Raw genomic sequence first — 25,998 nt, forward strand, 5'->3', positions numbered from 1 at the left:
TATTGCCGCTTGCCCTCAGACCGCACACGCCGCCCCGGAAAGCCTTGCGGAGCTTCAGCGCCGGGCGCGCGGGCACGTACTGACGCGCCTGGTCTGGACCTCCTGCCAGTCTAATGACAGATTCGATGTGCAGGCCAATCTTGCGGGAAGTTTCAATGAGGGTGTCCCGGTGAGGTCGTGGCGCCGCCCCACAGGCCTGCCGGAAGCGGCCGCATCGCGGATCGAAGCGCGTTCGGCATAGACTCTTCGGTGGCATCAGCCGGACGACCCGACCGCAGGAGTGGGCATGCAGTTCATCAACCAGCCGCTGACCGATCTGACGTATTCCGACGTTTTCCTCATTCCGTCCCAATCCGACGTCGTGTCCAGGCTCGACGTCGATCTGTCCTCCGGCGACGGGACCGGCAGCACCATTCCGATCGTGGTCGCCAACATGACCGCGGTGACCGGCCGGCGCATGGCCGAGACCATCGCCCGCCGCGGCGGACTGGCGGTCCTGCCGCAGGACGTGCCACTCGAAGTCCTGGCGGAGGTCACCTCGTGGGTGAAGTCCCGCCACACCCTTTTCGAAACCCCGCTGAAGCTGCAGCCGGGCAACACGGTCATCGACGCCATCCACCTGATGAACAAGCGCGCGCACCGCGCCGTCGCCATTGTGGGCGAGCAGGGGATGTGCCAGGGCGTCGTCCGCGCCGAGGACTGCGAGGGCGTCGACCGGTTCGCCTCCCTGGAGTCCGTGATGCGCGAGCATCCGCTGACGCTGCAGGCCTCGATGTTCGAGGGCGACCTGCAGCCGGCGCTGCGGAAGGCTTTCGAGATGTTCGACACCGCCGGAACCGCCTTCGCGCCCGTGGTGGACGACGCCGGCGCGCTGCGCGGTGCGCTGACCCGCACCGGAGTGCTCCGCTCCACGATCTACCAGCCCGCACTGGACGGGCACGGGAAGCTGAGGGTGGCTGCCGCCGTCGGAATTAACGGTGACGTTGCCAAGAAGGCCGCTGCACTGCTGGAAGCCGGGGTGGACGTCCTGGTCGTCGACACGGCCCACGGCCACCAGGCCAAGATGCTCGACGCCCTCCGCGCGGTGCGCAGCCTGGATCCGCAGGTGCCGGTGGTCGCCGGAAACGTGGTCAGCGCCCAAGGGGTGCGCGACCTCGTGGACGCGGGCGCGGACATCGTCAAGGTCGGGGTCGGTCCGGGCGCCATGTGCACGACGCGGATGATGACCGCGGTGGGAAGGCCGCAGTTCTCAGCCGTGCAGGAGTGCTCGGAAGCCGCGCGGGAGCTGGGCGCGCACGTGTGGGCCGACGGCGGGGTCCGCTATCCGCGCGACGTGGCTCTGGCACTGGCGGCAGGTGCCAGCCAGGTCATGATCGGTTCGTGGTTTGCCGGAACCCACGAGAGCCCCGGGGACCTGCTCACCGACAACGAGGGCCGGCTCTACAAGGAAAGCTTCGGCATGGCCTCGGCGCGGGCGGTGCAGAACCGCACCCGGCATGAAGAGGCGTTCGACCGGGCGCGCAAGGCCCTGTTCGAGGAGGGCATCTCCACGTCGCGCATGTACCTGGACCCGCTTCGGCCCGGCGTCGAGGACCTGCTGGACGGCATTACCTCCGGCCTGCGGAGCTCCATGACCTATGCGGGAGCGGTGACGCTGCCGGAGTTCCGCGAGAAGGCCGTGGTCGGCGTGCAGTCCGCGGCGGGGTATGAGGAGGGACGGCCGGTTCAGCAGAGCTGGTAGCCCTGCTAATCTAGAAAAACGATGGACAGCTATTCTAGATGCCGGTCCGTGGGTTCTGCAGTTGCCAAGTCCTGGCACCGGACAGTCCCGCCCAGCACCGGCTGCCCCCGCTCCCGTACCTCCCATTGCCTCCCCGCTGCCTCCGCAGCCGGACAGGAGCCCTCTAGTCCGGGCTCTGATGACCGGCCTCCGGGGGCCCTTCCCGGGAACCGTCGGCACGCCCTCCTGAGGGCGGTGCGCTGATGGAATGGATCCAAATCATTGCAGGGCTGCTGCTGATCCTCGGCACCGGCTTCTTCGTGGCCGTCGAATTCGCCCTGGTTGCGCTTGACCAGCCGGCGGTGCAGCGCGCCGTCGACCGCGGCGAAAAGGGCGCCGTGCCGCTGATGAAGTGCCTCAAGTCCCTGTCGACCCAGCTTTCCAGCTGCCAGCTGGGCATCACCCTGACCACGCTGCTGACCGGTTTCCTGCTCGAGCCGGCCATCAGTTCCCTGCTGCGCGAGCCGCTGGCGGCCCTTTCGCTGCCGGACGCGGTGGTCCGGCCGCTCGGCGCCGTGATCGCGATGACCGTCGCCACGCTGCTCTCCATGCTGATCGGCGAACTGGTCCCCAAGAACGCCTCGATTGCGCTGCCCATGGTCATCGGCAAGGCCGTGGCGCGCCCGCAGTTGGTCTTCACCGCCGTCTTCAAGCCGGCGATCGTGCTGCTCAACGGCTTCTCCAACAAGGTCCTGCACCTCTTCGGGCTGGAGGCGAAAGAGGAACTGTCCGGCGCGCGCACGCCGTCGGAGCTGGCATCGCTGGTGCGCCGCTCCGCGGAAATGGGCACGCTCGATGCCGGGACCGCCAACTTCCTCTCCCGGACGCTTGTCTTTTCCGGCCGGACGGCGGCGGACGTGATGACTCCCCGCATACGTGTGGAGTTCATCCAGGCGGACGACTCCGTCGAGGACCTGGTGGCCGCCGCGCGGCGCACCGGCTTCTCGCGGTTCCCGATCCTGGGCGACTCGCCGGATGACGTCCGCGGCGTGGCCCATATCAAGAAGGCCATCGCGGTGCCGCGGCAGAAGCGGCAGGAACTGGACGCCGCGACGATCATGACCGAGGTCCTGCGCGTTCCGGAGACGGTCCACCTGGACTCCCTGCTCTCCGAGCTGCGGGCCTCCCACCTGCAGTTCGCCGTGGTGCTGGACGAATACGGCGGTACTGCCGGCGTCGTCACGCTTGAAGACCTCGTGGAGGAAATCGTCGGCGAGGTCTCGGACGAACATGACCGGGTCAAGCCCGGCGTGCTGCAGAGCGCCCAGGGCGACTGGTATTTCCCGGGGCTGATGCGTCCGGACGAAGTTACGGAACAGATTCCGCTGCTCAGCGTTCCCGATGAGGCCGGCTACGAGACCGTGGGCGGCTACATCATGAGCGAGCTCGGCCGGATTGCCGTCGTCGGCGACCGGGTTCCGGTCTCCGGCGGAGAGCTGGAGGTCGAACGGATGGACGGGCGGCGGATCGACCGCGTCCGCTTCGTGCCCGGGACCGCCGGTTCGCCGGCGGCGCCTACCGCTCCGCACCGTCCGGCAGTGCCGGGCAACGCCGTAGCCGAAGGGGGCCTGCGATGAGCACGGGCATGGGCATTGTGTGGCTGGTGCTGCTGCTGATCGGCAACGCCTTCTTCGTCGGCGCCGAGTTCGCCGTCATGTCGGCGCGGCGCAGCCAGATCGAACCGCTGGCCGAGGCCGGCTCCAAGCGCGCGAAGACCACGCTGTGGGCGATGGAAAACGTTTCCCTGATGCTGGCCTGCGCGCAGCTGGGCATCACGGTCTGTTCGCTGCTGATCCTGAACGTCGCCGAACCTGCGATCAAGGAACTGCTGCTGCTGCCTCTGGAGGCCTGGCTCGGCATCCCGCACGAGGTCTCCTACGGGATCTCGTTCGTCATCGCACTGCTGCTGGTGACGTTCCTGCACGTGACCTTCGGGGAGATGGTGCCGAAGAACATTTCGGTATCGGTGGCGGACAAGGCCGCGCTGGTGCTGGCTCCGCCGCTGGTCTTCGTCTCGCGGATCGTCAAGCCGGTGATCGCCACGCTGAACTGGAGCGCCAACCACATCCTGCGGGCCATGCGGATCGAGCCCAAGGACGAGGTGTCCTCGACCTTCACGCTGGAGGAGGTCCAGTCCATCGTGCAGGAGTCCACCCGGCATGGCCTGGTGGAGGACGAGGCGGGGCTGATCTCCAGTTCGCTGGAGTTCTCCGGCCAGACGGCGGAAAGCACCATGGTTCCGCTGAAGGACCTGGTGACCATCGGCGTCGACACCACCCCCGCGGAATTCGAGCGCGTGGTGGGGCGGACCGGGTTCTCCCGCTTCGCCGTCGCGGACTCCGAGGAGAACCTCACGGGCTACCTGCACCTCAAGGACGTCATGACGATCCCCGAGGAACGCTACGAGTCCACCATTCCGCTGACGAAGGTGCGCACGCTGGCCAACCTCGCCGTGGACGAGGAGATCGAGGACGCCCTGGCCGTCATGCAGCGGACGGGTTCCCACCTTGCCCGCGTCATCGGGCCGGACGGGACGACGCGCGGCGTGCTGTTCCTGGAGGACGTGCTGGAGGAGCTGGTCGGTGAGATCCGCGACACCACGCAGAACCACGGCGCGCGCAGGGCCGGCGCCTGACCCGCACGGGACGCGGGCGCGTAATGCGAACGGTTCGCGTTAGGGGTAGACTGGGTCAGGTTTCCTTCCCGTTTTCGCATACTCCAGTGAGGTTTCTTCCATGCGCCGTCCGTCACTCGCCGCCATTGCTGCCGCCGCCGCGGCCGGACTTCTCCTGTCCGGCTGCGCTTCGGCGGAACCGGGCGCTAACGACGGCGGCGGCGCGGGAGTGGTGGAGGTCGTCACCTCCACCAACGTGTACGGGGACCTGGCCAAGACGATCGGCGGGGAGCGGGTCGAAGTGACCTCCATCATCGACCGGATGTCGCAGGATCCGCACTCGTACGAGGCGACGGCGCGGGACAAGCTGGCAATCTCCGGGGCCGACCTGCTGGTGGAGAACGGCGGCGGTTATGACGCCTTCATGCACCAACTGGCGGACGACACGGGCAAGGACCACGACTTCATCATCACGGCGTCGGGGCTGTCCAAGGTGGAAGGCGCACCCGAGGACGGAGAGCATGCCGATGAGCCTGACGCCGCCGGGCACGAGGGGCACAACCACGGCGAGTTCAACGAACACGTCTGGTACGACCTGGCGACTGCCGGCGCCGTCGCCAACAAGATCGCCGAGAGGCTCGCGGCGCTGGACCCCGAGCACGCCGCCGAATTCAACGCCAACGCCGACGCCTTCCAGAAGCGCGTCGACGGGCTGCAGGGCCAGCTCGACGAGGTGGCCGCCGAGGTCTCCGGCGCGGCCGTGGCCGCCTCGGATCCCGTCCCGCTGCACCTGTTGGACGCGGCAGGCCTGAAGAACCGTACGCCGGCGGACTTCATCGAGGCCGTCGAGGAGGGTACGGACGCGCCGCCGACCGCGCTGCGCGCGACCATGGACCTGCTCAAGCCCGGCGAGGTGGAATTCCTGGCCTACAACGAGCAGACCGAGTCGAGCCAGACGCAGCAGCTGCGGAAGGCGGCGGAGCAGGCCGGGATTCCCGTCGTCGTCTTCACCGAAACCCTCCCGGAGGGCGAGGACTACCTGACCTGGATGGCGGCCAATATCAAGAGCATCGAAGACAATGTCCGAGGCTGAGCCCGAGCAGGCCGGCACGTCAGCGGCCGCCGCACTCGAAGGCAGAGCCGCCGGTGTGGCGCCGGCCGCAACCGCCGGCGCTACGGCCATAGAGCTGCGCGGCGCCGGCCTTTCATACGGTGACCGCGTCCTGTGGGAAAACCTCGACCTCAGTGTGGCCCCGGGGGAGTTCCTAGCCGTCCTGGGGCCCAACGGCTCGGGCAAGACCAGCCTCCTCCGTGTACTGCTCGGCCTGCAGCCGCTGACCACCGGGACGGCCCTGATCGCCGGGCAACGGGTCAGGACCGGCAGCCGCCACATCGGCTACATCCCGCAGCAGAAGGCGTTCCGGGCGGGCAGCCCGCTGCGGGCGCGCGACCTCGTGGGCCTGGGGCTGGACGGGCACCGCTGGGGGGTCCGGCTCAGGGGCCGCGCCTTCCGGCAGCGGGTCGACGAACTGCTTGAGGTGGTCGGCGCGTCGGCCTATGCGGACGTGCCGGTGGGCATGCTCTCCGGCGGTGAGCAGCAGCGGCTCCGGGCGGCGCAGGCGCTGGCGACGGATCCGCGGGTGCTCCTCTGCGACGAGCCGCTGCTGTCGCTGGACCTGCACCACCAGCAGGCGGTGAGCGCGCTGATCGACGGGCAGCGACGCCGCAGCGACACGGCGGTTGTGTTCGTCACGCACGAAATCAATCCGATCATCGACTATGTCGACCGCGTGCTCTACCTGGCCGGCGGCCAGTTCCGCGTCGGCACCCCGGAAGAGGTCATGACCACCGAGGTCCTCTCCGACATGTACGGCACGCGGGTACGGGTCATCCGGAACGAGGGCCGTCTGGTGGTCGTCGGCCTGCCGGACGCGACCACGCACGAGCACGGGCAGCACGAAGGCGACGAGGACTAGGCATGGACCCGAACGACATCTTCCCGGCGATCTTCAACTTCGAGGACTACGGGCAACTGCTGCCGCTGGTGACGAACTCGCTCATCGCCGGGGCCGCACTCGGCCTGGTCGGGGGACTGATCGGCACCTTCGTGATGCTGCGCGATCTCGCCTTCGCGGTCCACGGCATCGCGGAGCTGTCCTTCGCCGGTGCCGCGTTCGCGCTGCTGGTGGGGGCCAACGTCATCTTCGGTTCGCTGGCCGGCTCGGTGATCGCCGCCGTCATCCTAGGGTTCATGGGCAAGCGCGCGCGCGACCGCAATTCCAGCATCGGCGTGATCATGCCTTTCGGGCTGGGACTGGGCATCCTGTTCCTGTCCCTGTACGAGGGCCGCTCGGCGAACAAGTTCGGGCTGCTTACCGGCCAGATCGTTTCCGTGGATACGGTCCAGGTGAACCTGATGCTCATTTGCTCCGCCGTCGTCATTGCGGCGCTGCTGGCCATCTGGAGGCCGCTGACCTTCGCCAGCGCGGATCCGGAACTGGCGGTGGCCCGCGGAGTTCCCGCGGGCAAGCTGTCGGTGGTGTTCATGGTCCTGCTCGGGCTGGCCGTGGCGCTTTCCATCCAGATCGTCGGTGCGCTGCTGGTGCTCGCATTGGTGATCACCCCGGCCGCCGCGGCCATGCGGGTGACGGCCTCGCCGAGGCTGGTGGCCCTGCTCAGCGTGCTGTTCGCCACCGGTTCCGTGCTGGGCGGTATCCTGCTGGCGCTGGGCGGCAGGATTCCGATCAGCCCCTACGTGACCACGATTTCCTTCCTGATTTACGTGGTGTGCCGGATCATCGGCAACCGGCGAACGGGCTACGGGCGCACCGGAGGGCCGGCCGCGCGGAAGGTTGCTACTGCGTCCTAGCGCTGCAGTCCGGGCACAGGCCGTACATCTCCACGGTATGCGCCACCTGGGTGTAGCCATGTTCCTCGGCGACCCGTGCGGCCCACCGTTCCACCGCCGGCGCCTCGATCTCCACGGCCTTGCCGCACTCCCGGCAGAGCAGGTGGTGGTGATGGTGCTCCGCGGCGCAGCGGCGGTAGACGGCCTCATTGTCGTCCTTGCGCAGCACGTCCACGAGGCCGTCGTCGGCCATGGACTGCAGAATGCGGTAGGTCGTCGCGAGCGAGACGGATTCGCCGCGCTCCTGCAGCACGCGGTGCAGTTCCTGGGTGCTGACAAAATCGTCCAGATTGTCCAGCGCCTGGCCGACAGCCAGCCGCTGCCTGGTCACCCGCTGCTCTGAACCGCGGCGGCGCGAGGTGGGGTCGGCGGAAGGGGATGGCATGGCGGGTAAGTCTCCTTGGCGGGGCACGTTCGAAGGCCTGAACCTTGCCGTCCAGCCTATCAGCCGGTTGCCGCCCGACTTGAGCTGGGTAGGCTTGGAGCATGCTGCTCACCAAGTACACCCACGCTTGCGTCAGGCTCGAAAAGGACGGCCACGCCCTGGTCATCGACCCGGGCGGCTTCTCCGAACTCGACGTGGCGCTCAAGGATGCGGCGGCCGTGCTGATCACCCACGAGCACGAGGACCACGTGGACCGCGAGCGGCTCCCCGGCATCCTCTCCGCCAGCGACACTATCCAGGTCTATGCGCCGGAGGGCGTGGCCGAAGAACTCCGGGAGCTCGTCCCCGAGGCCGCCGGTCGCATCCACGCCGCGGCGCCGCAGACCCGTTTCTCCGTGGCAGGCTTCGACATCCGCACCTACGGCGGCCAGCATGCCCTCATCCACCCCCACATCCCGATGGTGGACAACATCGGCTACCTCATCAACGACGAGGTCTACCATCCGGGAGATGCCCTGATCGTCCCGCACCGCCAGGCGGTGCCCGTCCTGCTGGTGCCGGTCCACGGCCCCTGGTCCAAGACCGCCGAGGTCATCGACTTCCTCACCTCCGTGCGGCCGGCCCGTGCCTATCCCATCCACGACGGCCTGCTCAACACCAACGGGCAGGGGATCGTCGAAAAGCACCTGGTCCGGTTCGGCGAACAGTACGGCACCCGTTATGAACACCTGGAGCCGGGCCAAAGCGTCACGGTGTGAGCAGACCCTGCCGCCCGACCCGGGCTGCAGTACGAATGCCGGCGAGGGAGCCGGCGGCTGAGCCAGAAGGAGATCCCATGAAGACTCTGATGGACGTGCCGACGCTGCGGGACCGGATGACCTCCGGGGCACGCACGGTGGTACTCGATGTGCGCTGGTCCCTGGAAGACCAGGACGGGCACAAGCATTACCTTGAAGGACACATTCCCGGCGCCGTCTTCGTAGACCTTGAGACCGGCCTGGCAGCACCCGGCGGCCACGGTCTCGGCCGCCATCCGTTGCCCGCGGCGGCGGCTTTCGAGGAATCGGCCCGCGAATGGGGCATCAACCGGGACGACACGGTGGTGGTCTATGACGATGCCGGGGGACAGTCTGCGGCGCGGCTGTGGTGGCTGCTGCGCGACGGGGGATTCGAGCGGGTCTTCCTGCTCGACGGCGGCCTCGCGGCCTGGCGGCAGGAGGGCCTCGGGCTGGAGCGGGGCGAGGAGTTGCCCTGCCTGGGCAACGTGCAGCTGCAACCGGGAAACATGCCGGTGCTGCTCCTCGACGATGTGGCGGCGTTCGCGGCGGACGGCGTGCTGCTGGACGCCCGCGCCGGAGAACGCTACCGCGGTGAGAAGGAACCCATCGATCCCAGGGCCGGCCACATCCCCGGCGCCCTCAGCGCGCCGACCGCCGGCAACCTGGATGCCGGCGGACGCTTCCTGCCCGCGGACCGCCTGGCGGCCAGGTTCCGCAGCCTCGGCGTGCAGACGGGCAAGCCGGTTGCCGTCTACTGCGGCTCCGGCGTGAGTGCCGCACACGAGATCGCGGCCCTGGCCGAGGCCGGGTTCGCCGCCGCGCTGTTCCCGGGCTCCTGGTCCCAGTGGTCGCAGCTGGGCCGGCCGGCGGCCACAGGCAGCGAGCCGCATGGTGCGCCCGCCGGAGAGCCGGGCGAAGCGCGGTCACACGCCGATTCGGAACTGGCAGGCTGAGCATGCCAGCCGGTAGCGTCGCACTATGACTCTCGGCCGCCCCGCACCGCCACCCTTGGGCAAACCCCTTTCCGACCCGGCCGCCGCCCGCGGAGGCGCGTCCGTCGCGGCCTTCGGGGCCACGTCGGCGGACTCCGGGCTCGTGCCGTTGGAGATCGGGCGCCGCGAACCGGGACCGCACGACGTCCAGATCAGCATCGCCTACTGCGGCCTCTGCCACTCGGACGTCCATTCCACCAGGGGCGAGTGGCGCCCGCAGCGCTATCCGCTGGTGCCCGGCCATGAAATCGTCGGCCGGGTCACCGCCATCGGCGCGGACGTGACGCTCTTCGGCCAGGGAGACCTCGTCGGGGTCGGCTGCATGGTGGATTCCTGCCGCAGCTGCGCCAGCTGCGAAGAGGGGCTCGAGCAGTACTGCGAAGAGGGCTCGGTCGGCACCTACGGTGCCGCGGACCGCAGGCACGCCGGGGAAACTACCCAGGGCGGCTATGCGACCTCGATCGTCGTCGACGAGAACTTCTGCCTGCGGATGCCGGCCAACCTTGACCCGGCCGCCGCCGCGCCGCTGCTGTGCGCGGGCATCACGACCTATTCGCCGATGCGCTACTTCGGTGTGCAGCCCGGCGACCGCGTCGGCGTCGTCGGATTGGGCGGGCTGGGCCACATGGCCGTCAAGCTCGCGAAGGCCATGGGCGCCGGCGTCACCGTTTTCACGACGTCGCCGGAAAAGACGGAGGCGGCGATGCTGCTCGGCGCCGACGCCGTCGTCGTGTCCAGCGATGCGGCGGCCATGGCCGAGGCTGCCGAGTCGGTCGACCTGGTCATCGATACCGTTGCGGCCAGCCACGACCTGGTGCCCTACCTGCGCACGCTTCGGCGCGACGGTGCCCTGATCCAGCTCGGCGTGCCCGGCGAAGACATGCCGCCGATCCCGGTCGGCGTGCTGATGCGCCGGCGCATCGCCTACGCCAGCTCGCTCATCGGCGGAATTTCCGAAACCCAGGAACTGCTCGACTTCTGCGCGGAACACGAGATCACCGCCGACGTCGAGCTGGTGGCGGCCCCGCAGCTGAACCAGGCCTTCGACCGGATGGTCGCCGGAGACGTCAAGTACCGCTTCGTCCTGGACATCGCATCACTGAAGGAGAATGCATGAGCACGCTGTTCACCAAGATCATCAATGGCGACATCCCCGGGAAGTTTGTCTGGAAGGACGACGACGTCGTGGCCTTCCTCAGCATAGGTCCGCTGGCCGACGGCCATACCCTGGTAGTGCCCCGGCAGGAGGTGGACCGCTGGACCGACGCGCCGGCGGAGCTGTGGCGGAAGGTGACCGACGTCGCCCAGACCATCGGCAAGGTGCAGGTCGACACCTTCGGAGTACCGCGCGCCGGCATGATCATCGCCGGCTTCGAGGTCGACCACCTGCACCTGCACGTCTGGCCGGCCAGCTCGGAGGCGGAGTTCGACTTCAAAAAGGCGGAGCACAACCCGGATCCCGAGCGGCTGGAAGCGAACGCGCAAAAGCTGCGCGACGGGCTCCGGTCTGCCGGCTACGGCGAATTCGTCCCGGCCGGGTAGCCGGCCCGCGGCTGCGCTTCCCTCGCGGGGCAGCCCGCCACCTGAGATGCCAGCCCGCCGGCCGCCGGGCGGGAAGCCAAGGTGGCAGGCTGTCCGCCCGGGGCGCTCAGCGGCTGAGCGCCTCGTTCAGGGCCGTCCGGATCCGCTTCTCGGACACCGTGAACGCCGTGCCCAGTTCCTGGGCGAAGAAACTCACGCGCAGCTCCTCGATCATCCAGCGCACCTTCCGCAGCCCCTCGGGCGTCCGCGCCCCGGGGCGCAAGGCGGCCACCGCGTCGTCGTAATCGTCTTCCAGCTTCTGGACCGTGGCCATCTGGGCTGCGTCCCGGGCGACGGCGGACGGAAGTTTCTCGAGCCGGCGCTCGATCGCGGCCAGGTACCGCGGCAGCTGGCTGAGCTGGGCATACCCGGTCCGGGCCACGAAACCGGGGTAGACCAACTGCTCCAGCTGGCTCTTGATGTCATTGAAGGCGCTTATCAGGGCCGGGCTGGTGCCCGCCTTAAGCGCCTTCTGGATCCGCCGGGTTGCGGCCAGGACCTTTTCGACGACGGCGGTCACGGTGAACACCGTGTCGATCAGTTCGGCGCGGACCAGTTCGTAAAGGCTGTCGAATTCCTCGCGTGTCCACGGCAGCTGCTGCGGGACGAGCTTGTCGATGGCGGCGAGGGTGCAGTCGTCGATCAGCGTGGTCACCGAGCCGTGCGGGTTCTGGCTGAACGTGAGCTTTTCGGTGTTGTTCAAATGGTCCAGCACGTAACGCTGCGGGGAGGGGACCTTCAGCGCCAGCAGCCGGATGATGCCCGAGCGCATCGCCGATTCCTGCTCGGCGCGCGTCTGGTAGATCCGCAGGCCGACGGCCTCGCCCTCGTCGACGAACGCGGGATAGCCGGTGACGGTATGCCCGGCGACCAGGCGCGAAACCTGCTGCGGCAGCACCGACGGCGCGAAGCCCTTGAGCCCGGAGCGCTCGGCCAGCACGTCGCCGTTGGCCAGCGTCATGGCCTCGGCACGATCTCCGGTTGCCCCGGACAGGCGCGTCTTGGTCCCCGCACCGGCGGCCTGTTCCGTGGCGCGGACGCCGTAGGGGCGGTTTCCGGATTTCGATGCAGGCTTCACGGTGCCGGGCGTGGCGCCGAGGGAGTCGGCGATGGCGCGGCGGGTGGCCGGCGCAAGCTCCTCTTGCAGCCGGGCGAGGTCCTTGCCCTCGTCCAGGACTTTCCCCTTGGAGTCCACCACCCTGAAGGTCATGCGCAGGTGCGGCGGGACGGCCTCCCGGTTCCAGGAGCCCGGCGGAATAACGTGGCCCTTGAGCCGGCGCAGAACCAGTTCCAGGGAGGGCTCAAGCTCGTCCCGCTGCGGATCGAAGTCCTCGGCCAGCGCCGCCGCTGCCGCCCGGGCGACGTCGGGCGCCGGCACGAAGTTTTTCCGGACCTGCTTCGGCAGGGACTTGATCAGGGCAGTCAGCAGGTCCGCGCGGAGGCCCGGAATCTGCCAGCGGAAGGGCGCCTCGGCCAGCTGGTTCAGGAAAAGGACCGGCACTTCCACCGTCACGCCGTCGGACGGGTTCGGCGCGGCGCCGGGCGCGACCGGCGAGAACTCGTAGCTCAGCGGCAGCTCGAAGGAACCGTAGTGCCAGTGCTTGGGAAAAGCGGCGGTGTCGAGCTCGTCGGCATCCTGGGTGAGCAGGGCCTCGGGATCGAAGTCCAGCAGGCCCGGGTTTTCGTGGCGGGCAGCCTTCCACCATTTGTCGAAGTGCCGTTCGGAGACGACCCCCTGGCCGATCCGCTGGTCGTAGAACTCGAAAAGCGTCTCGTCGTCCACCCGCAGGTCGCGCCGGCGCATGCGCGTCTCGAGCTCCTCGACCTCGGCAAGCAGGGCGCGGTTGCGGTGGAAGAACTTGTGGTGGGTGCGCCAGTCGCCCTCCACCAGCGCGTGCCGGATGAAGAGCTCACGGCTCAGCTCGGGATCAATCCGGCCGTACTGGATCCGGCGCTGCGGCACGATCGGCACCCCGTACAGCGTGACCTTCTCGTACGCCATCACGGAGCCCTGGCGCTTGGACCAGTGCGGCTCGGAGTAGCTGCGCTTGACCAGCTGCGGGGCGATCTCCTCCGCCCAGAGCGGATCGAACCGCGCGGCGACGCGAGCCCAGAGCCGCGATGTCTCGACCAGCTCGGCGGCCATGACCCACTCGGGTGACTTCCTGAACAGCGCCGAACCAGGGAAGATCGCGAACCTCGTGCCGCGCGCGCCCGCATATTCGCGCCTGCGCTCGTCGTAGAGCCCGATGTGGCTGAGGAGGCCGGCCAGCAGGCTCTGGTGGATCGCGTCGTGGTTGCCGACCGGATCGACCTCCGGGTTGGAGGCGAGCGTGATGCCGAGGGGTTTGGCCAGCTGGCGGAGCTGGACGAAGAGGTCCTGCCACTCGCGCACGCGCAGGTAGTTGATGAATTCGTTGCGGCACAGCTTGCGGAACTGGCTGGAGGACAGCTCCTTCTGCTTCTCCTGCAGGTACCGCCAGAGGTTGAGGATGCCGGTGAAGTCCGACTTCTCGTCGACGAACCGCTTGTGCTTTTCGGCCGCCTGCTGTTGCTTGTCCGTGGGGCGTTCCCGGGGGTCCTGGATGGTCAGCGCAGCGGCCAGCACCATGACCTCGCGCACGCAGCCGCGACGGCCGGCCTCCACGATCATCCTGCCGATCTTCGGGTCCACCGGCAGCTGCGCCAGCTGGTGTCCGACGGCGGTCAGGCCGCCTCTGCCTCCAGCGGCAGGTTTCGTTCCGGGCGCCTTCCGGCCCGCTGGCTCGGCCAGGGCGCCGAGCTCGCGCAGGAGGGAAACGCCGTCGTTAATGGCCTTGGTCTCCGGGGGCTCGACGAACGGGAAGTCCTCGATGTCCTTGGGACTGCGCGCCACTCCCATCGCCGTCATCTGCAGGATCACGGCGGCGAGGTTGGTCCGCAGGATTTCCGGGTCGGTGAATTCGCGCCGGGCGGCAAAGTCCTCCTCGGAGTAGAGGCGGATGGCGATACCGTCGCTGACGCGGCCGCAGCGCCCGGACCGCTGGTTGGCGGAGGCCTGCGAAATGCGTTCGATCGGGAGCCGCTGGACCTTGGTGCGGTGCGAGTAGCGCGAGATCCTGGCGGTGCCGGTATCCACGACGTACTTGATGCCCGGAACCGTGAGGGATGTTTCGGCGACGTTCGTGGCGAGCACGATCCTGCGCCTACCGCCGGGGGAGAAGACCCGGTGCTGCTCGGCCAGCGAGAGCCGGGCGTAGAGGGGAAGGACTTCGGTTCCGGCGAGCCGCGGGTTGGCCTGGATCCGGCCCGCGAGGGCGTCCGCCGCGTCGCGGATCTCGCGTTCGCCGGAGAAAAAGATGAGGATGTCCCCGGGTGCCTCCTGGGCCAGTTCGTCCACGGCGTCGCAGACGGCGTCCAGCGGGTCCCGATCCTCCTCAAGCTCGGCGGAGTCGTCGTCCGGGTCCATGTCTTCGGCCGGCTGGTTCAGCGGCCGGTAGCGGATCTCGACGGGGTAGGTGCGGCCGGAAACCTCGATGATCGGGGCCGGACCGGAGTCCGTGCCGAAGTGCTTGGCGAACCGCTCCGGATCGATGGTGGCCGACGTGATGATGACCTTCAGGTCCGGCCGCTGGGGCAGGACGCGCCGCAGGTAGCCGAGGATGAAGTCGATGTTGAGGCTTCGCTCGTGGGCCTCGTCGATGATGATCGTGCTGTATTTCTTCAGCAGCTTGTCGTGCTGGATTTCCGCCAGCAGGATGCCGTCCGTCATCAGCTTGATCTTGGTCTTCGGGCCGGTTTCGCCGGTGAAGCGGACCTGGAAGCCGACCTCCTCGCCGGGCTTCACGTCCAGCTCCTCGGCGATGCGCTCGGCTACGGTGCGTGCGGCGAGCCGGCGCGGCTGCGTGTGCCCGATCAGGCCGCGGTCGCCCAGCCCGAGCTCCAGGCACATTTTCGGAATCTGCGTGGTCTTGCCCGATCCGGTTTCGCCCGCGATGACGACGACCTGGTGGGCTGCTATGGCTGCCATGATTTCGTCCCGCCGTCCGGAAACGGGCAGGGCGGCAGGGTAGGTGATATTCAGTGCCATGATCGCCCACCAGTCTAGTGGATGGGCGGTGTCACCGGCTGAGCCGGCGGGCGGCCAGCGCAGCGGCCAGGGCCAGTGCGGAACATATGGCCATGGAGAGGGCCATCGGCACGGCCGTGTGCTGGCCGGCGATGCCGGTCAACGGGCTGGCAATGCCGCCCAGGACGAACTGGAGCAGGCCCAGGACCGCCGAACCCGCTCCCGCCCGCTCGGGGACCCGGCCCTGTGCAAGGGCCGTGGCGTTGCCGAAGATGAAGCCGAGGCAGGCCTGGCTCGCAAAGAGGTGCAGCAGCGTCGGCCAGCCGCTAATGCCGGCGAGGACCAGGACGAGTCCTGCGGCATTGACCAGGAACATGGCCACGATGGCGGTGCGCAGGATGCGGCCGGGGTCGATGCGATCGACCAGCCGGGTATTGACGATGGCAGTCACGATCGAGCCGGCCGCGTTGGCGGCGAAGACGAAGGAGTAGCCGAGCGCCGAAAAGCCAAGCACGTTCTGCACCACGAACGCGGAGGCGGAGATGTAGGAGAAGAGGGCGCTGAAGGCAAAGCCGAAGGTCAGCGCATAGGCCATGAACGACGGCGTGCGCAGCACCTTCCAGGAATTCGCGGCGACTGTGGCGAGACCTCCGCGGTGGCGCTTTGCGCGGGGGAGCGTCTCCGGCACGACGAACACGGTGCAGGCCAGCATGACGAGCCCGAAGCCGGCCAGGACCCAGAACACCGCCTGCCAGGGCGCCACCGAGGCGATGACTCCGCCGAGGAGCGGCGCCACAACCGGCGCGAGGGAGGTGATCATCGCCAGCACGGAGAAGAGCTTGGCGGCCTTGCGTCCGGAGGCGATGTCCGTGACGACGGCCCGGGCGATTACGACGCCCGCCGCTCCGGAGAGGCCTTGCAGGATGCGAAGCGCCATGACCGCCTCGATGGTTGGAACCAGGATCACGGCCACGGAGCTGAGCAGGAAGAGCACGTTGCCCGCGGCCATGAGCCGGTGCCGGCCCAGCACGTCGGAGATGGGGCCGAGCAGGAACTGGCCGACCGCCATGCCGACCATGTATGCGGTCAGCGTCAACTGCACTGCCGAAGCGGACGTGTCGAAGTACTCGGCCATCGCGGGCATGGAGGCCAGGTACATGTCGGTGGCCAAGGGGCTGACTGCGCTCAGGATGCCGAGCGCCGCCAGGAGCACGACCGGATCCTTGCCGCGGGAGAGGTTGAGCCGGGAGCGGACGGAAATAGCCGGGCTCTCAGAGGTCATGGGTGGCTTCCTTCGGGACAATCAGAAGTGCGCCGGACCTGCCGGAGCCTGTTCAGCCTACCTCCGGTCCGAGGCGTGTGTGGAATTGGACACATCGGATTGAGGGGCCGGTTTTTGTGCCGGAATGTCCGGCTGGAGCTGGAATGGTTGAACAGGTGTCCCGACTCCACGGGCAGGATTAGACATTGTGATGCCGTTCACAGGTACTATCTTTCGGGACTACCTGGTGGGACTTCTGCATCAGGATGTTCTACTGCCGCGGCCGCGGCAGGGCGGCCGGATCGATTCCCGGCCAGTGTTGGGATCTGAAAGGAAAGACCACCGTATGAAACGCTTGCGCTACTCAGCTCTGGGGGCCACTCTCGTCGCGACGGCGCTGCTGGCCACGGCTTGCGGAAATGGCGGCAATGATGCCGGCAGCACCGCCGGCGCCGGGGGCGAGTCCGTCAATATCGGCATCACCCAGATCGTTTCCCACCCCTCGCTGGATGCGGCCCGGGAAGGATTCAAGAAGGCGCTGTCCGAGAACGGCTACACCGAAGGCGGGAACGTCACTTACGACGAGCAGAACGCGCAGGGAGACCAGGCCACGGCCACGTCCATCGCCGGCAAGTTCAACACTGACCAGAAGGACCTGGTCCTGGCCATCGCCACCCCGACGGCCCAGGCCGCGGCCCAGGCGATCACCAGCAGCCCGATCATGATCACGGCCGTCACGGACCCCGTCGCTGCCGGCCTCGTCGACTCGCTCGAGGCTCCGGGCGGCAACGTCACCGGCACCAGCGACCTCAACCCGGTCGAAGAGCAGTTGGGGCTGCTGAAGGAGCTGGTGCCCGACGCCAAGTCGGTCGGCATCGTGTACAGCTCGGGCGAAGTGAATTCGCAGGTCCAGGTGGACCTGGCCAAGGAAGCCGCCAAGAAGCTCGGCCTTGAACTCCGCGAGGCGACCGTGAGCAACTCCGGCGAAGTGCAGCAGGCCGCGCAGTCGCTGGACGTCGACGCCTTCTACGTCCCCACCGACAACAACGTGGTCTCCTCGCTGGCGTCGCTGATCGGCGTGGCCGAGTCGAAGAAGATCCCGGTCATTGCCTCCGACGCGGCCAGCGTCGAGGGCGGCGCCCTGGCCACCGAGGGCATCAACTACGAGGACCTTGGCTACCAGACCGGCCTGATGGCCGTGAAGGTCCTCAAGGGCGATGAGCCGGCGTCCATGCCGATCGAAACCGCCTCCGAGCTGGAGGTCGTGGTGAACAAGGGTGCGGCCGAGCGGATGGGCGTCGAGATCCCCAAGGCCGTGCTTGATTCCGCCGACCGCGTCATCGACTAGGGACTGAAGGTTTACCTCGCATGATTGTTGCGGTTGAACTGGGCCTGATCTACGCGGTCATGGCGCTGGGGGTCTACCTGACCTTCCGGATTCTCAACTTCCCCGATCTGACCGTGGACGGCAGCTTCACCACCGGTGCGGCCGTCGCCTCGATCATGATCATCAACGGAGCCCCTCCGGTGCTCTCGACGGTGGCCGCATTCGGCGCCGGCCTGGTGGCGGGCTGGATCACCGGCATCCTGCACACCAAGGGGAAGATCAACGGGCTGCTGGCGGGCATCCTCACCATGATCGCGCTGTACTCGATCAACCTGCGCATCATGGGCAAGGCCAACCTGCCGCTGCTGCGCGAGGACACGCTGATCACTCCGCTGCGCGACGCGGGCATGCTCGGCACTGTCGGGTCCATCATCGTCTTCGGCCTGCTGGCCCTTTCGGTGAAGTTCATCATCGACTGGTTCCTGCACACAGACCTGGGCCTCGCGATGCAGGCCACCGGCGACAACGAAGAGATGATCCGCAGCTTCGGCGTCAGCACGGACCGGATGAAGATCCTGGGCCTGGCACTGTCGAACGGGCTGGTGGCACTGTGCGGCGCCCTGATCGCCCAGTACCAGGGCTTCGCCGACATCGGCATGGGAATCGGCCTGATCCTCGCCGGGCTGGCATCCGTCATCATCGGCCAGGCGATCTTCGGTTCGCGCGTCATCGTGATCGCCACGCTGGCGGTGGTCCTCGGTTCGGTGCTGTATCGCGTCGTGATCCAGCTCGCCCTGCAGGCAGGCCTGAACCCGAACGACATGAAGCTCATCTCGGCCGTCCTGGTCGTGATCGCACTCGTGCTGCCGCAGTGGAAGGTCTTCAGACGCATAGGCGGGCTCAGTAACATGAAGAAAGCACTTTCCGGGACAGGAGCCAGGGGCTGACTATGCTGGAAATCACCAATGTGCACAAGACGTTCTTCGCGGGAACGGTCAATGAACGGGCCGCCCTGCGGGACATCAACCTGTCCCTGGCGGCCGGCGAGTTCGTGACCGTCATCGGCAGCAACGGCGCCGGCAAATCGACCATCCTGAATATCACCTCGGGCAAGCTGCGCCCGGACACCGGGACGGTCACGATCGACGGCACCGACGTCACCAAGCTGGCGGATTACAGCCGCGCCAGGTTCATCGGCCGGGTGTTCCAGGACCCGATGGCCGGCACATCGCCGGACATGACGATCGAGCAGAACCTCGCCATCGCCTACGAGCGCGGCAAGAGCCGCGGCCTGCGACCGGGCGTGACCCGCAGGAAGCGCGAGTTCTTCCAGGAGGAGCTGAAATCCCTCGAGCTGGGACTGGAGAACAGGCTCAAGGCCAAGGTCGGCCTGCTCTCCGGCGGCCAGCGCCAGGCCCTGTCCCTGCTGATGGCCACGTTCTCCAGCCCGAAGATCCTGCTGCTGGACGAGCACACGGCCGCGCTGGACCCGCAGCGCGCCGACCTGGTCAGCCGCCTGACCGCCGAGGTGGTCGAGCGGCACGGGCTGACCACGCTGATGGTCACGCACAACATGGAGCAGGCGCTGCGGCTGGGCACCCGCCTGATCATGATGCACGAGGGCCGCATCATCCTGGACCTGGATCGGCAGCAGAAGGAGAAGACCACGGTCCCGGACCTGCTGCACGAGTTCGAGAAGATCAAGGGCGCGGCGCTGGACGACCGCACCATGCTGCAGTAACCATTCCAGCAATAGCAGTAGAAGCAGCGGCAGCAGCCGCGCTCCTACGGTGAGGCCGGGCGCTCCGTGCGCCCGGCCTCACGCAGTCTGGAGCCCAGTTCGCGGGCGCGGTCCCGGAATTCCGCCGGTTCGATGATCTCGAAGGCGAAGCCCATGCCGGCCAGCTGGATCAACGGGTACTCCAGCGAATCGAAACCCGCCCGCAGGACGGTGCCGTCGCCGTCGTCCTCCAGTTCGGCCACCTGGGGCGGCACCTTCTCCGCCACCTGCTGCACCGGCGCGTCGATGCGGACCACCACGTCGTACCGGTAGGGCGAGCGGACGATGGACTCGTGGACGTAGCCGGCGAGATCCGTGCCCGGCAGGGGTCGCGGCGTGAAGCGGCCGCGAGGCACCGGCACACTTCCGAATCGGTCGGCGCGGAAGGTCCGCCAGTCCTCCCGGCCAAGGTCCCACGCCACCAGGTACCAGCGGTGCCCGGCATCCACGAGCCCGTACGGCTCAGCCAGCCGGCGCGAGCTCTCGCCGTCCGCCTTGGCATAGCGGAATCCCACCACCCGCCGGTCGGTGATCGCCGCGGACAGGCTGGTCAGGATCTCGGGATCCACGGCGGCGCGGGGCCCGGGCAGCGTCGTCACGGCGGCCCTGAGCATGCCGAACTTCGGCCGCAGCCTTCCCGGCAGCACCTGCTCCAGCTTGGTGAGCGCCCGGACGGAGGCCTCGGCAACGCCGGCCACCGGGCTCGCGGCCACGGCACTCAGGCCCAGGGCGACGGCGACGGCTTCGTCATCGTCGAGCAGCAGCGGCGGCAGTTGGGCGCCGGCTCCCAACTGGTAGCCTCCGGCCACGCCCGGAGAAGCGTTGATGGGGTAGCCGAGGCTGCGCAGCTTGCCGACGTCCCGCCGGACCGTCCGCTCGGTGACGCCCATCCGCTCCGCCAGCGCCGGGCCCGTCCACTCGCGGCGCACCTGCAGGAGCGACAGTAGTTGCAGCAGGCGGGCCGAGGTCTCAAGCATGGAAGCAAATGTACTGGCCAATGCGGCCCGAAGCTGTCCGCGATGGTGCTTATCGTGGGTGCAGCGGCGGAATTCGCTCCGGACACCTTGCGGGCCTCGCCTAAGGGCCCGCTTCCGGGCGAGCCCGCAGCGGCATCGGGACGGCAGGGGCTGGCAGGGCGCGCATCCGGCGGCGAAGATGGAACCGGCACCGGCAAGCGCGCCGGGAGACCCGGGAAAGGACGGCAAAGATGGCGTTGAACGTGGCGGGTGAACTCGTGGACCAGCTCGACTGGCACTGGGAAAACCAGGCCAGGCCCCGGCTGGATGGCCTGACGGACGAGGAGTACTTCTGGGAACCGGCGGAGGGCTGCTGGAACGTGCGCCACCGTGGCACGAGCCATGCGCCGATGGCCGTGGGCTCCGGGGACTTTACGATCGACTTCGCCCTGCCGGAACCTGTCCCGGCGCCGGTGACGACGGTTGCCTGGCGGCTCGGCCACATTCTGGTGGGCATCCTGGGTGCGAGGAATGCCTCGCATTTCGGCGGACCGGCCGTCGATTACGAAAGCTACGACTACCCGGGGACGGCCGACAAGGCACTGGCGCTGCTGGACGGCGGGTACCGGCACTGGATCGACGGTGTCCGGGGACTCGGGGAAGAAGGCCTGGCCCGGCCGTGCGGACCGGCGGAGGGACCGTGGGGCGACCGTTCGATGGCCGCCTTGGTCCTGCATATCAACCGGGAGATGATCCACCATCTCGCGGAAGTCGCTCTGTTGCGGGACCTGTTCGCCCACCGGCAATAACGACGGCGGGCGGTTGCCTCTGCCGGACCGCTTGGGAACCGTCCGGCAGAGGCGGGGTGGAGGACGCCGCGGCGGGCGCTTAGTGATGCGGCTGCTCGGTGAATGGCCGGCTGGGGAGGGAGCCGTCGGACCAGTCCCGCAGGGACCGCTCCTCCGGAGTATGGCCGAGACCGTCGCCGTGGATGATGGCGAAGGTGGCCACGATGATTGCGATGAAAACCAAGACCAGGAAGAGTTCCATGCCTTTATGCTCCTCCGGCCGGGCGGCAAAAAAGAGTGGCAGAAACGACGCTAATCATCAAAAAACTGCCATACTGGAACCATGCTGAAAAACGTAGCCGCCATCGTGCTCCCCGGGGCCTCGCCGTTCGAGTTCGGCGTGGCCTGCGAGGTCTTCGGCATCGACCGCTCGGCTCGCGGCACGGGCGTTCCTGCCTTTGATTTCAAGGTCTGTTCCGTCCATCCCGGACCGATCGATACCAAGACCGGATTCTCTATCGAGGTGCCGCACGGACTGGACGGCGCGGATGCGGCGGACCTCGTTGTGGTGGCGCCCTACGAGAACGGGGAGCCGCTGCCCGAAGAGGTCAAGCAGACGCTCCGGCGGGCCCACGCCCGCGGCGCCTGGGTCATGTCGCTGTGCTCCGGGGCATTCGTGCTGGCCGAAGCCGGCCTGCTGGACGGCCGGCGGGCCACCACGCACTGGCGCTATTCCCGGCAGCTGGCCCAGGAGTACCCGCTGATCAGCGTCGATGAGAACGTCCTCTATGTCGAAGACGGGCGGATCATCACCAGCGCCGGCACGGCCGCGGGCATCGACGCCTGCCTGCACCTGGTCCGCACCGAGCTCGGCGCCGGCGTCGCCGCAGGGATAGCCCGCGACATGGTGGTGCCGCCGCACCGCGAGGGCGGGCAGGCGCAGTACATTGCCCGGCCGATGTCGCTCGAAGGCTGCAACACCCTCCGGGACCTCGTCGTCTGGCTGGGGGAGAACCTCGACAAGGAGGTGTCGGTCGCCGAGCTGGCGAGGCGTGTGCACATGTCCGAGCGGACCTTCGCCCGGCGGTTCCGGGCAGAGACGGGGACGACTCCAGCGGCGTGGGTCAACGCGCAGCGGGTGCTGCTGGCGCAGGAACTGCTGGAAAGCTCGGACCTGAATATCGATGAGGTTGCCCGGGCCACCGGCTTCGGCCAGGCCGTCCTGCTGCGGCACCACTTCGTGAAGGCGCTCGGTATCTCTCCGGCCAGCTACCGAAGGACCTTCCGCGGGGCAGCTCCGGTTCCGGTCGGATAGGCGAGGGCGGGGCAGGCAGGACAGCCGGGCAAACAAAAAGGCCCGCTGCTGTTTGCTACAGCAGCGGGCCTTGCATGTGCCCTCGATAGGATTCGAACCTACGGCCTTCTGCTCCGGAGGCAGACGCTCTATCCCCTGAGCTACGAGGGCGCCGCACCTTGGCTGCGTGGTGATGCGTGCCGGTGCGTTTGGGACTCATAGAGCTTATCAGTAAGAGGGGCCCAAGGCGCAAACCGCCCCCGCCGCGGGCGTGCCGGGGCAGCCAGTGTGCGCATGCTCACAATGGATTTCCGGGCGGACGGCGGGCTGGCGCCGGACCTTTATGCTTAACGGGTGACTCCTGAAGAACTTTCCGCTGCCATTGCCGCCTGCCTGCGTGACGCCGTCGCCGCGGGTGATTTCGCCGTCGAAATTCCGGCGGAGGTCCGGGTGGAGCGGCCGAAGAACCGCGAGCACGGAGACTGGGCCACGAACGTGGCCATGCAGCTGGGCAAGAAAGCGGGCATGAACCCGCGCCAGTTCGCGGAGATCCTGAGCGCACGCCTGGCCAAAATCGACGGCGTCGCGAAGGTGGACATCGCGGGTCCGGGCTTCCTGAACATCACCGTGGACGCGGCCGCCGCCGGCTCGCTGGCCCGCACCATCGTGGAAGCGGGCCCCGCCTACGGCACCGCCGCTGAGTACGCCGGGAAGCGGATCAACCTGGAATTCGTCTCGGCCAATCCCACCGGTCCGATCCACCTCGGCGGAACCCGCTGGGCGGCGCTGGGCGATTCGCTGGCGCGGATCCTGCAGGCGCAGGGGGCCGAGGTCACGCGCGAGTACTACTTCAATGACCACGGCACGCAGATCGACCGTTTCGCCCGGTCGCTGCTGGCCAGCGCCAAGGGGGAGCCGGCGCCGGAGGACGGCTACGGCGGGGAGTACATCTCCGACATCGCCCGGGCGGTCCTGGAACAGAACCCCGAGGCGCTTTCGGCCGCCGACCCGCAGGAGGAATTCCGCAGCCGCGGCGTCGAGCTGATGTTCGCGGCCATCAAGAAGTCCCTCCACGAGTTCGGCGTGGACTTCGACGTCTACTTCCACGAGAACGACCTCTTCGACTCCGGGGCCGTCTCGGCGCTGCTGGAGCAGCTCAAGACCTCCGGCAGCCTGTACTTCGAAGCCGGCGCCTGGTGGCTGAAGTCGACGGACTTCGGGGACGACAAGGACCGCGTGGTCATCAAGTCCGACGGCGACGCCGCCTACATCGCCGGGGACATCGCCTACTTCAAGAACAAGCGGGACCGCGGCTTCGACCTGTGCATCTACATGCTCGGCGCGGACCATCACGGCTACGTGGCCCGGCTCAAGGCCGCGGCGGCAGCCATGGGGGACAGCGCCGACCGGGTGGAGGTGCTGATCGGCCAGATGGTCAACCTGGTCAAGGACGGCGTGCCGGTGCGGATGTCCAAGCGGGCCGGCACCGTGGTCACGATGGAGGACCTGGTGGACGCCGTGGGCGTCGACGCCGCCCGCTACGCCCTGACCCGCTCGCATGCGGACTCGAACATCGACGTCGACCTGGACCTGCTGACCCGCCGGAGCAACGAGAACCCCGTCTTCTACGTGCAGTACGCCCACGCGCGCACCTGCGCCGTGGCCCGCAACGCCGTGGACGCCGGCGTGGACCGCAGCGCCTTCGACGCGTCGCTGCTGGACCACGCGACGGAGAACGAGCTGCTGGCCCACCTGGGCGCGTACCCCTCGGTCGTCGCGACGGCCGCCAAGTTCCGCGAGCCGCACCGCGTTGCCCGCCACCTGGAGGTCATCGCCGGCGCCTACCACCGCTGGTACGATTCCTGCCGGGTCACGCCGCTGGGCGACGCCGAAGTGACGGACCTGAACCGCACCCGGCTCTGGCTCAACGACGCAACCACGCAGGTGCTGGCCAACGGGCTCGGGCTCCTCGGCGTGACCGCCCCGGAAAGGATGTAGCCCAATGACAGCTCAGACTTCTGCCGCCTCGCCGCTGGCCCCGGAGTGGCTCGAGTACCCCGAAGACGCCAACGAACTGCTGCCGAAGATGTGGGCCCGGGATGTGGCCCGTGGAGCCGGCGGGGAGCTGGAGATCTCCGGCATCCCGGTCAGCGAGCTGAAGGCCCGCTTCGGCTCGCCGCTGTTCGTCATGTCCGAGGCGGACTTCCGCGCCCGCGCCCGCGACTTCAAGCAGTCCTTCGATGAAGCCTTCGCCGAGCTCTGCGGGGGAGTGGACGTCTACTACGCCGGCAAGTCCTTCCTCTGCACCGAGGTGGCGCGCTGGGTGGAGCAGGAGGGCCTGCGCCTGGACACCTGCAGCGGCGGCGAGCTCGCCGTCGCCGCCCGGGCAGGGGTTCCGGGCAGCAAACTGGGCCTGCACGGCAACAACAAGTCCGACGCCGAGCTCCGCCGCGCGCTGGACATGGGCCTGGGCCGGATCGTGGTCGACAGCCTCGACGAGCTGCACCGGCTGGCGGCCATCGCGGCGGACCGCAACGAGCGCGCCAACGTGATGTTCCGGCTGACCCCGGGCGTGCACGCGCACACGCACGAGTTCATCGCCACCGCGCACGAGGACCAGAAGTTCGGCCTGTCGATGGCCGGTATCTCCGAGGCCATGACGGACTCGCCAGCCGAGCAGGCGGTCCGCGCGGCCCTCGGTCACGATTCCATCAACCTGCTGGGCCTGCACTGCCACATCGGATCCCAGATCTTCGAGCCGGAAGGATTCGCCCTGGCCGCCGAGCGGCTGCTCGAGTTCGTGGCCCGGATGCGTGCGGACCACGGCGCGGAGCTGGCCGAGCTGGATCTCGGGGGCGGCTACGGCATCGCCTACACGGACGCGGACACGCCCCGCCCGCCGGCCGACCTGGCCAAGGCGATGGCCGCCGTCGTCCGTTCCACCTGCAACCGCCTGGGGATCGAGGTCCCGCGGATCTCCATCGAACCCGGACGCGCCATCGTCGGACCCAGCACCTTCACCCTGTACGAAACGGGGACCCTCAAGACGGTCAATGTGGACACGCCCGACGGCGGGACGTACCCGAGGCGGTACGTCTCGGTCGACGGGGGCATGAGCGACAATGCCCGTCCCGTGCTCTACGACGCGGACTACTCCGTGGTCCTGGCCTCGCGTGTGACGCAGCAGCCGGCAATTATTTCCCGCGTGGTTGGCAAACACTGCGAGAGCGGTGACATTGTAGTCAGGGACGCGTACCTGCCTGCCGACATCGCTGCCGGCGACCTGCTGGCCGTGCCGGGCACCGGGGCGTACTGCTGGGCACTGGCCAGCAACTACAACTATGTGGCCCGCCCGGGCGTGGTGGCCGTGTCTGAGGGCGGGGCCCGCCTGATCGTGCGCGGCGAAACCGAAGAAGACCTGCTGGCACGCGACCTGGGCTGAGCCTTCGGCCGAGCAGGCGCCAGGCCAGAGAACTACGCATGGCAGTTTTTTACCAACACGGGA

General features: G+C 68.2%; 22 protein-coding genes and 1 tRNA gene. 17 read left to right on the plus strand and 6 right to left on the minus strand.

Annotated elements, in window-relative coordinates; genetic code table 11:
• Positions 1 to 286 precede the first annotated feature (286 nt).
• The 6 genes from WFH44_RS06905 (at position 287) to WFH44_RS06930 (ending at position 7,263) form a co-directional block, all read left to right on the plus strand.
• Positions 287 to 1,741, plus strand: a complete 1,455-nt coding sequence (locus WFH44_RS06905) for a GuaB1 family IMP dehydrogenase-related protein (RefSeq protein ID WP_336712748.1) — start codon at positions 287 to 289, stop codon at positions 1,739 to 1,741.
• Between the two features lie 242 nt (positions 1,742 to 1,983).
• On the plus strand, positions 1,984 to 3,357 hold the full coding sequence (locus WFH44_RS06910; RefSeq protein ID WP_336712750.1) for a hemolysin family protein: 1,374 nt from the start codon (positions 1,984 to 1,986) through the stop codon (positions 3,355 to 3,357).
• Complete coding sequence (locus tag WFH44_RS06915) at positions 3,354 to 4,415, plus strand: hemolysin family protein (RefSeq protein WP_336712752.1); 1,062 nt, start codon at positions 3,354 to 3,356, stop codon at positions 4,413 to 4,415. Before WFH44_RS06910 ends, WFH44_RS06915 begins: the two co-directional genes overlap by 4 nt.
• 100 nt (positions 4,416 to 4,515) lie before the next feature.
• Entirely contained in the window at positions 4,516 to 5,487 is a 972-nt protein-coding gene (locus tag WFH44_RS06920) for a metal ABC transporter solute-binding protein, Zn/Mn family (protein ID WP_336712753.1), read from the plus strand.
• Positions 5,474 to 6,370, plus strand: coding sequence for a metal ABC transporter ATP-binding protein (locus tag WFH44_RS06925; RefSeq protein ID WP_442892880.1), 897 nt, complete (start codon positions 5,474 to 5,476; stop codon positions 6,368 to 6,370). Before WFH44_RS06920 ends, WFH44_RS06925 begins: the two co-directional genes overlap by 14 nt.
• 2 nt (positions 6,371 to 6,372) lie before the next feature.
• Positions 6,373 to 7,263, plus strand: a complete 891-nt coding sequence (locus WFH44_RS06930; protein WP_336712754.1) for a metal ABC transporter permease — start codon at positions 6,373 to 6,375, stop codon at positions 7,261 to 7,263.
• On the opposite strand, the gene WFH44_RS06935 is transcribed toward WFH44_RS06930, so the two are convergent.
• Positions 7,250 to 7,687: a Fur family transcriptional regulator gene (locus WFH44_RS06935; RefSeq protein ID WP_336712755.1), complete on the minus strand. Its 438-nt coding sequence runs from the start codon at positions 7,685 to 7,687 to the stop codon at positions 7,250 to 7,252. The two genes, WFH44_RS06930 and WFH44_RS06935, sit on opposite strands and share 14 nt — an antisense overlap.
• Positions 7,688 to 7,788: 101 nt before the next feature.
• On the opposite strand from WFH44_RS06935, the gene WFH44_RS06940 reads away from it, so the two are divergent.
• The 4 genes from WFH44_RS06940 to WFH44_RS06955 all read left to right on the plus strand — a co-directional run bounded on the left by WFH44_RS06940 (position 7,789) and on the right by WFH44_RS06955 (position 11,000).
• A complete protein-coding gene (locus WFH44_RS06940) occupies positions 7,789 to 8,445 on the plus strand; it encodes an MBL fold metallo-hydrolase (protein ID WP_336712757.1) in 657 nt (218 codons plus the stop codon).
• Between the two features lie 77 nt (positions 8,446 to 8,522).
• Entirely contained in the window at positions 8,523 to 9,419 is an 897-nt protein-coding gene (locus WFH44_RS06945; RefSeq protein WP_336712760.1) for a sulfurtransferase, read from the plus strand.
• A gap of 25 nt (positions 9,420 to 9,444) precedes the next feature.
• Positions 9,445 to 10,575, plus strand: coding sequence for an NAD(P)-dependent alcohol dehydrogenase (locus WFH44_RS06950; protein WP_336712762.1), 1,131 nt, complete (start codon positions 9,445 to 9,447; stop codon positions 10,573 to 10,575).
• Positions 10,572 to 11,000: an HIT family protein gene (locus WFH44_RS06955; protein ID WP_336712765.1), complete on the plus strand. Its 429-nt coding sequence runs from the start codon at positions 10,572 to 10,574 to the stop codon at positions 10,998 to 11,000. Before WFH44_RS06950 ends, WFH44_RS06955 begins: the two co-directional genes overlap by 4 nt.
• A 106-nt stretch (positions 11,001 to 11,106) precedes the next feature.
• Here WFH44_RS06955 and hrpA read toward each other — a convergent pair whose 3' ends face one another.
• Together hrpA and WFH44_RS06965 are read right to left on the minus strand one after the other, a co-directional pair.
• A complete protein-coding gene (gene hrpA, locus WFH44_RS06960; RefSeq protein WP_336712767.1) occupies positions 11,107 to 15,108 on the minus strand; it encodes an ATP-dependent RNA helicase HrpA in 4,002 nt (1,333 codons plus the stop codon).
• 31 nt (positions 15,109 to 15,139) lie between these two features.
• Positions 15,140 to 16,369: a multidrug effflux MFS transporter gene (locus tag WFH44_RS06965; RefSeq protein WP_336712768.1), complete on the minus strand. Its 1,230-nt coding sequence runs from the start codon at positions 16,367 to 16,369 to the stop codon at positions 15,140 to 15,142.
• Positions 16,370 to 16,694: 325 nt separating this feature from the next.
• On the opposite strand from WFH44_RS06965, the gene WFH44_RS06970 reads away from it, so the two are divergent.
• Genes WFH44_RS06970 through WFH44_RS06980 form a run of 3 tightly spaced genes read left to right on the plus strand, consistent with a single transcriptional unit; the run spans position 16,695 to position 19,416 of the window.
• Entirely contained in the window at positions 16,695 to 17,696 is a 1,002-nt protein-coding gene (locus WFH44_RS06970; protein ID WP_336712770.1) for an ABC transporter substrate-binding protein, read from the plus strand.
• Between the two features lie 20 nt (positions 17,697 to 17,716).
• Positions 17,717 to 18,622, plus strand: coding sequence for an ABC transporter permease (locus WFH44_RS06975; RefSeq protein WP_336712771.1), 906 nt, complete (start codon positions 17,717 to 17,719; stop codon positions 18,620 to 18,622).
• Between the two features lie 2 nt (positions 18,623 to 18,624).
• Complete coding sequence (locus WFH44_RS06980; RefSeq protein WP_336712772.1) at positions 18,625 to 19,416, plus strand: ABC transporter ATP-binding protein; 792 nt, start codon at positions 18,625 to 18,627, stop codon at positions 19,414 to 19,416.
• A gap of 44 nt (positions 19,417 to 19,460) precedes the next feature.
• On the opposite strand, the gene WFH44_RS06985 is transcribed toward WFH44_RS06980, so the two are convergent.
• Positions 19,461 to 20,432 (minus strand): helix-turn-helix transcriptional regulator, encoded by a 972-nt coding sequence (locus tag WFH44_RS06985; RefSeq protein ID WP_336712774.1) that lies wholly within the window; start codon positions 20,430 to 20,432, stop codon positions 19,461 to 19,463.
• Positions 20,433 to 20,662: 230 nt separating this feature from the next.
• On the opposite strand from WFH44_RS06985, the gene WFH44_RS06990 reads away from it, so the two are divergent.
• The gene (locus WFH44_RS06990) at positions 20,663 to 21,220 is read left to right on the plus strand and encodes a DinB family protein (protein WP_336712776.1); all 558 of its coding nucleotides are present in this window, start codon (positions 20,663 to 20,665) and stop codon (positions 21,218 to 21,220) included.
• Positions 21,221 to 21,299: 79 nt separating this feature from the next.
• On the opposite strand, the gene WFH44_RS06995 is transcribed toward WFH44_RS06990, so the two are convergent.
• A complete protein-coding gene (locus WFH44_RS06995; protein ID WP_336712778.1) occupies positions 21,300 to 21,461 on the minus strand; it encodes a hypothetical protein in 162 nt (53 codons plus the stop codon).
• A gap of 81 nt (positions 21,462 to 21,542) precedes the next feature.
• On the opposite strand from WFH44_RS06995, the gene WFH44_RS07000 reads away from it, so the two are divergent.
• A complete protein-coding gene (locus WFH44_RS07000) occupies positions 21,543 to 22,514 on the plus strand; it encodes a GlxA family transcriptional regulator (RefSeq protein ID WP_336712779.1) in 972 nt (323 codons plus the stop codon).
• Positions 22,515 to 22,591: 77 nt separating this feature from the next.
• Here WFH44_RS07000 and WFH44_RS07005 read toward each other — a convergent pair.
• A tRNA-Arg gene (locus tag WFH44_RS07005) sits at positions 22,592 to 22,664 on the minus strand.
• Positions 22,665 to 22,847: 183 nt separating this feature from the next.
• Here WFH44_RS07005 and argS point away from each other — a divergent pair.
• Both argS and lysA read left to right on the plus strand, forming a co-directional pair.
• A complete protein-coding gene (gene argS / locus WFH44_RS07010) occupies positions 22,848 to 24,491 on the plus strand; it encodes an arginine--tRNA ligase (protein WP_336712780.1) in 1,644 nt (547 codons plus the stop codon).
• Positions 24,492 to 24,495: 4 nt separating this feature from the next.
• Complete coding sequence (gene lysA / locus WFH44_RS07015) at positions 24,496 to 25,935, plus strand: diaminopimelate decarboxylase (RefSeq protein WP_336712781.1); 1,440 nt, start codon at positions 24,496 to 24,498, stop codon at positions 25,933 to 25,935.
• Positions 25,936 to 25,998: the final 63 nt, after the last annotated feature.

This window comes from Arthrobacter sp. USHLN218, assembly GCF_037144715.1.
Taxonomy (GTDB): domain Bacteria; phylum Actinomycetota; class Actinomycetes; order Actinomycetales; family Micrococcaceae; genus Crystallibacter.